The organism is Rhodococcus sp. KRD162, assembly GCF_017168335.1.
Taxonomy (GTDB): domain Bacteria; phylum Actinomycetota; class Actinomycetes; order Mycobacteriales; family Mycobacteriaceae; genus Rhodococcoides.
Window position 1 is genome coordinate 65,281 of sequence record NZ_JABFAU010000010.1, and the last position, 11,987, is coordinate 77,267.

The 11,987-nt window shown below is 64.0% G+C and carries 11 protein-coding genes; 4 read left to right on the forward strand and 7 right to left on the reverse strand.

Annotation, left to right across the window (positions count from 1 at the left end; genetic code table 11):
• Nucleotides 1–492: 492 nt before the first annotated feature.
• Nucleotides 493–753, forward strand: coding sequence for a hypothetical protein (locus J1M87_RS14375; protein ID WP_206490070.1), 261 nt, complete (start codon nucleotides 493–495; stop codon nucleotides 751–753).
• 130 nt (nucleotides 754–883) lie between these two features.
• Here the strand turns inward: J1M87_RS14375 and J1M87_RS14380 are convergent, their stop codons facing one another.
• Complete coding sequence (locus tag J1M87_RS14380; protein ID WP_206490071.1) at nucleotides 884–1,351, reverse strand: VOC family protein; 468 nt, start codon at nucleotides 1,349–1,351, stop codon at nucleotides 884–886.
• Nucleotides 1,352–1,453: 102 nt separating this feature from the next.
• Between J1M87_RS14380 and J1M87_RS14385 the strand changes: the two genes are divergently transcribed.
• The 3 genes from J1M87_RS14385 to J1M87_RS14395 all read left to right on the forward strand — a co-directional run bounded on the left by J1M87_RS14385 (nucleotide 1,454) and on the right by J1M87_RS14395 (nucleotide 4,878).
• Nucleotides 1,454–2,464 (forward strand): YafY family protein, encoded by a 1,011-nt coding sequence (locus J1M87_RS14385; RefSeq protein ID WP_206490072.1) that lies wholly within the window; start codon nucleotides 1,454–1,456, stop codon nucleotides 2,462–2,464.
• Nucleotides 2,465–2,549: 85 nt separating this feature from the next.
• Nucleotides 2,550–3,794, forward strand: coding sequence for a lipase family protein (locus J1M87_RS14390; RefSeq protein ID WP_206490073.1), 1,245 nt, complete (start codon nucleotides 2,550–2,552; stop codon nucleotides 3,792–3,794).
• 55 nt (nucleotides 3,795–3,849) lie between these two features.
• Nucleotides 3,850–4,878: an LLM class flavin-dependent oxidoreductase gene (locus J1M87_RS14395; protein WP_206490074.1), complete on the forward strand. Its 1,029-nt coding sequence runs from the start codon at nucleotides 3,850–3,852 to the stop codon at nucleotides 4,876–4,878.
• Nucleotides 4,879–4,900: 22 nt separating this feature from the next.
• On the opposite strand, the gene J1M87_RS14400 is transcribed toward J1M87_RS14395, so the two are convergent.
• The 6 genes from J1M87_RS14400 to J1M87_RS14425 all read right to left on the reverse strand — a co-directional run bounded on the left by J1M87_RS14400 (nucleotide 4,901) and on the right by J1M87_RS14425 (nucleotide 11,898).
• A complete protein-coding gene (locus J1M87_RS14400) occupies nucleotides 4,901–5,608 on the reverse strand; it encodes an enoyl-CoA hydratase-related protein (RefSeq protein ID WP_206490075.1) in 708 nt (235 codons plus the stop codon).
• 63 nt (nucleotides 5,609–5,671) lie between these two features.
• Nucleotides 5,672–6,493, reverse strand: coding sequence for a hypothetical protein (locus J1M87_RS14405; protein WP_241256939.1), 822 nt, complete (start codon nucleotides 6,491–6,493; stop codon nucleotides 5,672–5,674).
• A 98-nt stretch (nucleotides 6,494–6,591) separates the two neighbouring features.
• On the reverse strand, nucleotides 6,592–8,190 hold the full coding sequence (locus J1M87_RS14410; protein ID WP_206490076.1) for an FAD-dependent oxidoreductase: 1,599 nt from the start codon (nucleotides 8,188–8,190) through the stop codon (nucleotides 6,592–6,594).
• A 60-nt stretch (nucleotides 8,191–8,250) separates the two neighbouring features.
• Entirely contained in the window at nucleotides 8,251–9,270 is a 1,020-nt protein-coding gene (locus J1M87_RS14415; RefSeq protein ID WP_206490077.1) for a diiron oxygenase, read from the reverse strand.
• Nucleotides 9,271–9,350: 80 nt separating this feature from the next.
• Nucleotides 9,351–10,652: a hypothetical protein gene (locus J1M87_RS14420; protein WP_206490078.1), complete on the reverse strand. Its 1,302-nt coding sequence runs from the start codon at nucleotides 10,650–10,652 to the stop codon at nucleotides 9,351–9,353.
• Between the two features lie 82 nt (nucleotides 10,653–10,734).
• Nucleotides 10,735–11,898, reverse strand: a complete 1,164-nt coding sequence (locus J1M87_RS14425; RefSeq protein WP_206490079.1) for a hypothetical protein — start codon at nucleotides 11,896–11,898, stop codon at nucleotides 10,735–10,737.
• Nucleotides 11,899–11,987: the final 89 nt, after the last annotated feature.

The window sequence follows — 11,987 nt, forward strand, 5'->3', positions numbered from 1 at the left end:
CGTCGCTGAACGGTCACACTCCAGCAACGGTTTCGGACAGGCAAGAGATCCGAGGATCTCACCCAGGACACCACACTCGACGCATTGCTCTTTCGCGCGGTGTGAGCCAATGTCGGGGATTGGCATGCCCGAGTGTCGTTCTCGATCCCTGCCGGGTATTCGGGCATGAAATTCGAGTGGGGAGATACCCGTACGCGGAGTAGTACCAGACTTTACGTTATCTTTACGGTGTTGAGCCGTGGGGTTCGAGGCCAGGTGATGCACCCCCAAGTAGATGTAGGAGTCGAATGTGGCTTCGCCGAAGTGGTTTTCGGTCGCGACCCTGAATCCGAGGCCTTGCCTCGTCGGGGAGGTCCTCCACGCCGGTCCCGGATTCTCGTATGGGAACTCTGGGTGTCCATTTCAACGCCATTCGATACGACGCGTCCGGTGCCAGGCAGCCACCGGCGTCGGCGTCGTCGAGTTGTGGCAAGAGCTGAGGAAGAACATCTGATGTCGAACCCACAGAACAAGCGATCGACGGACTCCAACAAGTGGGGAAGCGCGGTCATCGGGATAGTCGTCGCCGTCATCGGCATTTCGCTCTTCTCCGACGGCTCGCCGTGGCAATTGGTATTGGTTACCGTCGGCGGGCTCTGTCTTGCGGCAAGCGCAGCATGGGCCGGGATACGTGAACGCAACTACGAGATGGCCGCAGTGTGGGCGGTCGTGGCTTCGATGGCGTTGGCGGGGGTATATTTTGCCGCCACCTGAACGATGTCCGAACTAGCAACGGATGCACAGGGGCCGCCTATCGATGGCCGGGTGCCTTTCGGCAACGCGGGCCGTGCAAGGCCCGCGTTGCCGTCGGGGAGTGCCGACCGCATCGCGGAGGCAATGCCTGCTAGTCGGCGGGTCGGTCGGCAGCTACATCGAGGATCCAGGTGACGCCGAAGCTGTCGGTGAGCATGCCGAACCCTGGGCTCCAGGCAGATGCCGTGAGCGGCTCGAGGATCGAAGCTCCCACCGAGAGTGCCGACCAGTAACCCTCGACTTCCTCGAGGCTCTCTCCGCGCACAGACACGAAGAACGGGCTGTCGGTGATGGTGGTGCCGTTCTCTCGGCGGGTCGAACCGGCGGCCGCGGCCGAGCCACCTGACAGTCCAGGAATGTCATAGGCCATGACCCGAAATCCGTCGGCGGACTCGACCTGGCCGAACACGAGGTTGTCGGCACCGGGTGCCTCGCTCGGCATACCGACGTCTCCGTAGGTTGCGATGGTTACCTGGCCCCCGAAGACGGATCGGTAGAACTCCAGCGCCGCGCGGGCGTCGCCACGAAAGTTGAGGTGGGCGGTGGTCTTGATGGTCATCTGCTGCTCCCGGTGATAGCGGTACCGGTGTTTCCGGTCAGCGCCCACACTGACAGCGGTATAGGTCAGTTATAGTCCTACACTCGACCCTAGAATTGCCCGATGACGGGAACGACGTCGCGTTTGCTCGACCTGCTCTCGCTGCTCCAGGCCCGCCGCGACTGGCCGGGTTCTCTGCTTGCCGAGCGGCTCGGGATCAGTGGGCGCACTGTGCGCCGCGACGTCGATCGTCTTCGCGCCATGGGCTACAACATCAACGCGAGTATGGGTCCGGACGGTGGCTACCGGCTCGAGGCAGGCAACGAACTTCCGCCTCTGCTCTTCGACGACGAGCAGGCGATCGCGCTCGCCATCTCCTTGCACGCAGCGGCCATCACCGGGGTGGGAATCGAAGAGGCCGCCACGAGAGCTCTGACCACCGTGCGACAGGTGCTGCCGCAGAGGCTCCGTCACCGCCTCGACACGATGGAATTCACCACGGTCGCCAGCCGGCCGGGCGGTGGTTCGCCCCCGGTGTCGCCGGAGGTCCTCATCGCAGTGTCGACCGCAGTTCGCACCGCGCATGTGCTGCGATTCGACTATGTCACCCACAGCTTCGACACCCACGGCTCCGATTACCGTAGCTCGGACACGGCACCCGAGCCACCGTCCCCGCGCCTAGTAGAACCGCACCATCTGGTCATGTCTCACGGCAGCTGGTATCTGGTCGGCTGGGACCTCGACCACGACCAGTGGCGGATCTTCCGCGCCGACCGAATGACTCCTCGTACGCCGTCCGGCCCCCGCTTCGTCCGCCGGGAGATACCGGGCGGTGATCCCGAGCAGTACGTTGCGGCCAGATTCAAAGGCTCTGAGCTCTTAGACCGATGGCCCTGCATCGGGAAAGTCGTCCTGCACCGGCCGGCCGGCCACGTGCTCCCTTTCGCCGGAGACGGCATCGTCGAGGACCTCGGAACCGGTAGGTGCACCCTCGAACTCGGATCGTGGTCCTGGGTGGCGTTGGCGGCATCACTCAATCTCTTCGACACCGACATCGACGTCCTCTACCCGCAGCAACTCACCGATGCGTTCGCGCAGTTGGCCGCCCGCAATTCGGCGACCGCACACCGATAGCGCGCACGGATAGAACGAACTCATCCGTCATCGCCGACGAGGTTCCGGACACGGTCGGTGGGGGTACGGAATGCGGATCGGCACCGTGGAACGCATACTGGCTCGCGAGATGAGACTGCCCAGCATCACCGTTGCCCTGTTGGTCCTCGCCGGATCCTGCGTCCTGTCGGGCGCACCCGCCTCGGCGGCACCTGCTGTTGCCGACTTCTACGATGCCCCCGTCGTCGACCTCGACTCGTACGCGCCCGGGTCCATCGTCCGCCGAGAACCCGTGCCGCAGCTCGACATTCTGGGATCGCGTACCGAGCGCATTCTGTACAGATCGACCGATCCCCGCGATCGTGCGGTGGCGGTGTCCGGGCTTCTCGTCACGCCGACAGGTGCGTGGACGGGTCCCGGTGCCAGGCCCGTCATTGCCTTCGCTCCGGGCAGTTACGGAATCGCCGACCGGTGCTCGGGCTCGTCCGAGCTCGGACTGACAACCACGATGCCTGCCCTGCTGCCATTGCTGGCCCAGGGATACCAGGTGGTCACCACCGACTACCAGGGACTCGGAACCCCCGGTGAGTACGAGTTCTTGGGGCGGATCGCCAGCGCTCGCGCCCTGCTTGACTCTGCGCGCGCCGCGGTAGGCGAAGCCGACGTGCCGGTCGTGCTCTACGGATACTCGGCCGGCGGTGTCGCGTCCGCGGCCGCCGCGGAGCTGGCACCTGCGTACGCGCCGGACCTGTCGGTGGTCGGTGCCTTCGTCGGTGCCGCACCGACCGATCCCGTGCTGCGGGCCGAAGGCCAGGACGGAACGGACACCGCTGCCACGATGCTGTACACGATTGTCGGCCTGATCGGCGCGCACCCCGAACGGGCCGGCGAGATTCGCGCTCTGTTCAACGAACGGGGACTGGCGGCTCTCGATGCGGCACAGAACTTCTGTACGGTCGACGCTCTCACCTATGGATCACTGCGATCCGAGGACCTCACCGCCGATGGTCGCTCCCTGAGTGAGCTGATGCTCGGTCCGGTACTGGGTCCACTCACAGCGGCGAACGCCGTCGGATTCACCGCGCCCGCCGCGTCCGTGATGATCGTCCACGGCGTCCACGATCGCTCGGTACAGATCGAGCAGAGCCGGCTCCTGGCCGAGCGCTGGCGCGCCGCGGGTGTCACGGAGATGACCGTCCGGGAGTTCGATTTCGGAACCGATCTCGTTCCGGCATTCGATCATCCAGCCACGAATGTCGCTGCCTACCCCGAACTCATCGGGTGGATCGACCGACTTCTCGCACGCCGGGCGGCGGCCTGCTCGACGGCGTGCGAACGGAGGTCGGAATAATTGAATCTTCATTGATGCTGACGAGTACGTCCATCTTCGATCGAAAGGTCCCACCGTGCATCTGGGCGTAGACAGCTTCGTCTCCTCCGTAACCGACCCGACCGATGGTCGAGTCATCGCTCCCGAAGAGCGAATGGGTCATCTGTTGGAGGAGATCGCTCTTGCGGATCAGGTCGGGCTCTACTCCTTCGGCATCGGTGAGCATCATCGCAGTGAGTACTACGACTCGGCTCCGTCGATCATTCTCGCCGCGGCCGCCGCGCGCACCGAGAACATCCGACTTGGCAGCGCAGTCAAGGTGCTCAGCGCAGACGACCCGGTTCGGGTGTTCCAAGAGTTCGCCACCCTCGATCTGATCTCCAAGGGACGCATCGATCTGGTCGTGGGTCGCGGATCCTTTACCGAGTCGTTCCCGCTGTTCGGCCTCGATCTGGCCGATTACGACTCACTCTTCGCCGAGAAGCTCGATCTCCTGCTGCAGATCCGGGACAACGTCGAGGTCACCTGGTCCGGTCGGCACCGCCCGGCACTCACTCGCCAGGGCATCTATCCGCGCCCGCTGCAGGATCCGCTGCCGATCTGGGTAGGGGTGGGCGGAACTCCCGAGTCTTTCGCGCGCGCAGGGCTTCTCGGGCTTCCGCTGATGATCGCCATCATCGGCGGAGAACCGCGCCAGTTCGCTCCGCTCGTAGACCTGTACCGGCGCGCCGGTGCTCAGGCGGGACATCCGCCGGAGAAGTTGAAGGTGGGTCTCCACGTGTTCGGCTTCGTTGCCGACACCACCCAGGCCGCAGCAGACACCATCTACCCGGGCTGGAACGAGATGTTCACCAAGATCTCGCGCGAACGCGGGTTCGCCCGGCCGAGCCGGCAGCAGTTCGACGCCACAGCCGGACCCAACGGGGCATTCTTCATGGGTGATCCGCAGACGGTTGCCGACAAGATCCTGCGGGTGGGTGAGCAGCTGGGCGGTGTCGATCGGTTGTCCCTGCAGATGACCAACCCGCGACTTGCCCACAGCGACCTGTTGCGCGGAATCGAACTGCTCGGCACCGAAGTCGCACCCCTGGTCGCCAAGGGGTAGCGCCGCCGCAGCACACCGGCGGCTAGTTCGATGCCCACTCCATCTCGTCGACGCCCGCAACCGGGGTCAGCAATGAACGAATCTCGTTGGCGTACATCGTTTGTTTGATCTCGCTCAGAACCTCGCCGCGCGTTCCTGCCAGTTCCCCGGCGCGGGCGATCGCGTCGTCGAGTAGGCGGTCTTCGGTCGATACGGCATCGACGAGTCCGAGCGTCATCGCATCGTCTCCGCCGTACCGGCGACCGGTGGTCAAGGCCTCGTGAAAAGCGTGTGGTGCCAGCTTTGCCCGAACCATGTCGACGGTTCCCGGGCTGTACGTCGCGCCGATGTTGACGCCCGGAAAGCACAGAAATCCACGATCGGAACGTTGGATTCGGTGGTCGTGCGCCATCACGAAGAACGCGGCACCGCCGTAGGTGTGTCCTTGCATGGCCGCGACGGTCTGCATCGGAAAGGTCAGAAAGCGCACCAACATGTGCTGAACCGTGCCGATGAAACGGTTGATCTGATCGAGATTTTCGGCACCCCACGACAGATCCACCCCGGTGGAGAAGTATTTGCCCGTCGCGGTCGTGACCAGTGCGGCGGGGCCGGAGCTGGCCTCGACTTCGTCGAGCAGAGCATTGATCTCGGCAACCCAATTGGGGCCGATGCGGTTCTCGCTGTCGCCGACGCCCCTGTCGCCGAGGTTCAATACGAATACGTCAGCAACTCGTTCGAGGTAAGGCATCTCACGAACGTACCCAGGTTGTGTTGTTCTCACTCACAACAACGCCGAGTATTTCGGGGTGTCTCACGACGACGAGGCAGCGGACTGTCGGCGAATCAACTCGCGGTGGCCGTAGGTAGCGCCGAGGATGTCCTCGCGATCGGCAACCGAGGAGCCGACCGCACCTGCCACCGTGCCGAGCGACGCGGCGAGCCAGGCAAGGGCGAAATAGTCGGCGACCGATGCGGTCCGTCCGATCTGCTCGGCCAGAAAGGCCGGTGAAATGACCACCGCCGCCGAGAACAGTACGACGGCGAAGAGTAGCGCGTACATGCACAGCGCGCCGGTCAGAACGGTGCCCACCGTGGCCGCGTTGTACATCCAACGATCGATCGTCGAGCTACGGAATGTCCGCTTCTCCCACAGACCATTGGGATAGATCACCCACACCGTCATTGCGAGCACCGCCGTGATCGCGACCATCGCCAAGCGGCCAAGACTCATCGACGCCGCCATCTGCCAGATGCTCGCGTAGAACACACCGAAGGCGGACGCGGCGCTCGCGGCAGCGAGCGCACCTGACAACGTCGGCACCAATCGCCACGGTCGATTGCATCGAATCATCCCCGACACCAACCTGATTCGGCCGAACAAGCTCGACGTCAGCAAGACCTCGTCGCCCTCCCCGGAATCGCTCGCAGTCCATCGAGACTTGAAGTACCTCCGCGGTCGCCGAGACGAGTCGTCTGCTTCGATCAACTCGTGCAACATCGCCAGTGCAGCGGCGACCGCGCGGTGCCGCACTGCCAGCGTTCCGAAGGAGGGCACGTACAGCGCACCTGTCGTGCCGTCCCGAAGTTCGGCGATCACCGGACGTGAGCCCAAGCGGCGCGGAACTTCCGACACGCACAGGACGATGTCGTATTCGTCCGTGGCTTGAACCGATGCCAGCCACTGCCCCAACGGCGCGGAACCAGTGGCGGTGGGCGGGAGGGGGACCGACGTCAGGGCCGCCGCAGCGTCGAGAGCATGTCTTTCGATCGGCGTAGTGGGCTCCGGCTCGGCTCGGCGGGCACGCTGCTCGGCAGTTCGAGCGGATCCGATAGGCGACCGGCGTTGAAATCGTCGACCAGATTCCCGACGGTTTCCTGGGCGCAAGACTTGTTGGTGCCGATGAATCCCGAGGGCCCACGCTTGATCCATCCGGTGACGTATGTGCCGAGGGCTGTCGACCCACCCGCTTCCGTAAGTACGCGTCCGCCGGTGTTGGGGATGACGCCCGCACGCTCGTCGAAGGGAACTCCGGGTAGCGCGACGCCGCGGTAGCCGATGGAGGTGAGCACCAGTCCGGCATCGAGGGTGTCGATCTCTCCGGTCGCGGTGCTGCGCACCAGACCGTCACCGTCTGCGGTCAGGTCCATCCGCTCGAACTCGATGCCCGTCACTCGATCGGTGCCGAGGATCCGAGTGGGGGAGAGCAGGTATCGCAGTGTGATGCGCTTGCGGTCGGTTCCGTGCTCCGGTGATTCCTCGGCGTGACGCAGCAGCTGCAGTTTCTGGGCGACCGCGTGGGGCAGATCGTCGGTGTCGGCGAGCCGAGCTGTCACTGGGTCGAGTGTGAGTTCATCGCGGTCGATGGTGACGTCGATGTCGGGAACGGTCACCAATCCGGCGAACTCGGGCACGGTGAATGCCGACTGTGCGACGCCTCTGCGGCCGACGACGACCACCTCGCGAATGGAGCTGTGGCGCAGGGCCTCCAACGCGTAGGGTGCGATGTCTGTTTCGGCGAGTGCGTCGGGGTCCGTCGTCAGGATGCGGGCGACGTCGAGGGCCACGTTGCCGTTGCCGATGATGACGGCGCGCTCGTGCGAGAGGTCGAACGTGCGGTGTGCGTGATCGGGGTGGCCGTTGTACCAGGCGACGAAGTCGGTTGCCGAACTGCGGCCGGGCAATTCGGAACCGGGAATGCGAAGTTCGCGGTCCGTTGATGCCCCGACTGCATAGATCACGGCGTGGTGGGTGGTCATCAACTCCTCGTGGGTGATGTCCTTGCCGACCTCGATCCCGAGGTGGAAGGTGAATCCCTTTTGCGCAGAGATGGTGTCGAAGAGGCGTGATACCTGACGCGTCTTCTGATGGTCGGGCGCGACGCCGAGGCGAGCGAGGCCGTGTGGTTGCGGGAGTTTGTCGTAGACATCGACACTCACGCCCGGTTGTGTGAGCAGCTCGTCCGCCGCGTACATCGCGGACGGGCCGGACCCGACGATCGCCACTCGAAGAGGTTGACGATCCCGTGACACCGAGGCCGCGGGGGTGACCGGTGCCAGGATCGGCCGAGGTGGGCGCTCCTGCTTGTAGAAGTCCGCATTGATCGTCAGGAAAGGAAGTTGAGCTTCGGTCAGCTTCGCCTGCGGCACAATGGCATCGACCGGGCAGGCCGAGACGCACGCGCCACAGTCGACACACGACTGTGGGTCGATGTGCAGCATTTCTGCCGTCAGGAAATCAGGCTCGTCGGGCGTGGGGTGGATGCAGTTGACGGGGCAGGCGTAGACGCATGACGCGTCGCTGCAACACGATTGGGTGACGACGTGGGGCATGAGGGGTTCCTGACGGCTGGCGCTGCTGTACGGATAACTGGCGCGTGGGGTGTCGAGAGGTTACGCGGCGAACTGGTGCGAGCTGCGATCGGGCTCGCTGCGGAAACGGGAGGCCTTGCCATCGATTCCGCACAGCTTCCACATCAGTCGAGCGGCACGATTCATCATGCCGGTGTCGGTGACCAGCATGCGCACATCACCGAAGTAGTCCTGCAACGCGTGCTGCGACTCCGGAGTGCCCCAGAACAGGTCCTTCTTGACCTGCTTCGGGATGTCGAACTTCGTCCAGAACTTCTTCGGTGGAATGACGATGACATCGCACAGGATGCGCATCGTGATCGGAAATGCCAGCGACAGCAGGAACCGTCCGGCCTTGGACATCTTGGGGACGCGACGACGCAGGAGTTGGTGTGCGAACGAGATGTGCCGGGCTTCTTCGGCAACGTGGATGGCCATGACGCCCTGCATGATCGGATGGATGTCCTCGCCGGAACGCAGGACCGACTTCTGGATGTGGTCGATCGGCTCTTCCCCTGCGAGCACTCCGACGAAGAACAGTTCGGGTAGAAGTGTGGCGAACAGCGGGATGAACGGCGAGAGCATCTTCATCGGGCGGCTCATACCGGGGGCATCGGCACCGACGCGATTGACCATCTCCTGGAACATCAGGGTGTGGTTGCACTCTTCGATGGATTCGTGCGTGCAGTAGCGGGCCTCGGCAGATCCATTGGGCAGCGAGAAGACGTACTGCATCATCCCTCGGATCAGGATGTTCTCGAATTGCAGACCGACCTTCGCGACATTGGCCTGACGCCACATGCCGACCTCGATCTGCTTGTCGAGCGGAAGGGCCTGGTACCAGGCGTGGCCACCGATCGGGTCGGTCTTGGCGGGGAGCACCCAGCGTGGATCGTTCGCCGGCACCGCGAACTTCTCCGACTCCCAGTCGATGTCCACGTAGGGGTCGAAGTGCTTGTGCACCGATCCCTCGGACAGCAACGTCAGCGTCTCGATGTACTGCTGCTCGTCGGCGGCGTCGGTATCGACCGGAACGGACGTAGTGCCTGTCGTCAGTGTCATGGCTTCTCCCAGCGTCGTGTGAACTAGAGTTAATGTAACTCTAGTTCACATAAAAAGGAAGCCGTCTGAGCGAACTCCGGCTACTGATCCTCCGAGCGGTCGTCGGATATCTCTGCCACGTCGTCGGTCTCGAACAGCTGCAGCTGGATCGCCGAGGGATCGACCACCGGCGTCACCTGCTCAGGTGTGCTGCGGAGCACCTCGCGCAGTGCAGCGGTGGTTCGGGCCCAGCTCGAGGCTTCTCGATCTGCCTCGTCGACGTCACAATGCTCGTCGCCGAGGTCTGCAGCGACCGCCATCCCACGCCACGACGCCTCCTGTTCTGCGCTGATGCGTAGGTACGAGACGACGACATCACGGTCGGACGAACAGCACACCAGAACTGCGTGGAGGTCGAGGGGCTCGTCCGACCGGGCGGCCAGTTCGACCAGTTCCAACAGGCCGTCCGGAAACTCGTGTACGTCCGCAGTCACCGGCGTCGGCTCGCCGAGCTTCCCGCCGAAGTCCTCGGCGAACTTCTCGTCGACCTGTTCCCACACGTGACTGAGCATGCGTACCGCCCACAGCAGGTGATCGGCGACGAAGGGCGAGCCGCTGACCCGCACCTGAGCGACGATGCAGTCCTGGACCAGATGCAGCATGACGTCGGGCAGCTGCAAGTTGAGGTCCACGAGCAGTTCGGCCGCGCGAGTGCGACCCGATACTGCATGGACGAGCGTCGAATTGATCTCGACCACCGGTTCGGCGGGTTTGACCGATACATAGGCGGTGCCGCTTGCGAACCTCAGCGGAATGTCTCCGTCGGGGTCGTGAACCGGCGGGAAGCCGAACCACGGTTCGAGAGCGCGATCGACCAGCTGTTGCAGATGCTCTCTGCCCTTGGGCTGCACACACAGGGGCACGACGGTGCTGTCCGGCTCGGCGGCGGAGGGATCGAAACCGGGCACGTCGTATCGCCCCGTGGCGCGTGAGCTCAGGAAGGACGGGTGCGGAAGTCCCCAGATGTCACGAAAGACCGAGACCGTCTTCTTCGCCAGATCGTCGGACCACGATCGATTGCGGTCCACATGCGGCGGCGTCGGATCGGCATCCGATGAGACCCGAAAGCCCAATGCACTCAGGGATTCTCGCTGTTCGCCTGTGATGGCGCGAGTGCTGCTGAGGTGCTCGTTCGCGGGAATCTCGCAGCGGACCATATCGAGATCCCAGGCATAGAACTGTACGCAGGCAGCGGTGTCGGGGATGCCGTCGGTGGTGTCGTATCGAGACTCGATCACAAGGGCATCACCGTCACGCATGGCGCTGACATAGTCACCGAGGCTGCGCTGAAACAGCATCCACGCGGCGTCGAGGTCGAAGTCGAACTCGAGTGAATCGCTCATGTCGGCTCCTTACCCGGATCGCGCTGACGTGACGCGCGTGCGGACACGCTAGCTGCGACCACCGACACGGTCGCGGCGTCGGTCACCTCGACGCCGAATCCTCGGCAGAGTCGACGAGCGAATCGTCGTCGATCGCACCGAAGGGCTGTGCCTCGGCCACGCCGTCCAACACCGCAGGCCGCAGCGCGTGTGGAACGGCCAGTACTTCCTCGATTCTGACGAGGATGCCCTGCTCGATCAGGGATCGAACTCTGTGATCGATCAACTTCGCCGTACGCAGATCCTCGCCCTCGAGGTCTGCGTAGTCCTCACCCTCGTTGTTGATCGGTAGTTCGTCGGTCATCGCGGCGAGCAGAGTCTGCACGGCGAACGTATTGGCGAGCGACCACGACACGTCCGGGTCGTCTGCGTCCCCGGACAACTGCACGCGCACGTGCTCGGCGACGAGCTCGTGCATGGTTTCTGCGCCACGGCCGGCCAAGGAATGGGCGTTGTCGCCCGGCTTTGCGGTGTCTCCGTCGATTCGAACGAGTTCCGTCGCGATGGCCGTCGACCAGTAGTCGATGGCGGCGATGTCGGTTCCAGGGCCGAGCTGGGCGGGATCGAACTGCACCGATCCGAGGGCGTGCTGCAGCTGGATCTCGCTCGACACGGCCATACCGTCGCTCACCCGCTCGACGATGTCGTCCAGTGCAGGCAGGAGCGGCAGCGCCGAGATTGCGGCCAGCTCCTGTGCCAACGTCACATCGGGCAGGTCGATGTCATCGGCGTCGAGCATGTCTGGCTCGTCGCCCTCGAGGAAGTCCGAGAGGTCGTCCATGCAATGCGCGTAATCCTCCGCACTGCCGTCCCAGAGATCGGTCTCGTCCAGGAATGTCAGGTACTGAAGTGACGTGAGTACGAGGTTGACTGCGGTGTCCTCGGCGGTATCGGATTCCTCCTGAAGAATCCGTTCTGCGGCGTCCACCAGCAAGTGAGCGTCGGCCGGCAGCCAGGCGGTGGGGGAGAAACCGGGTCGAGCTCCCGAAAGCTGGGTCAGCGTCGACGACACGAGCCGCGAGATCGCCTCCGACTGTTCGGACATCTCGCTTTCGGCCAACCACTCGACGAATCCGTCGATCACGTCGGCTATCTGCTGGGCGTCGGCCCCCGACGGAGTCGAACGGGATTGCTGGTGACGCCGTTGCCGGGCCTTGGTCTTTTCTGCACGTTTCTGTCCGCGGTTGTCAGGCCGCTTCGATCCCATGGCTGCCAGCCTATCTGCTGGCATGTCCGGTTTCGAAGATCCATGCCCTCAGCCGAGCAGGAAGGAGCCGGCCGACGGAGGGAGGGCGG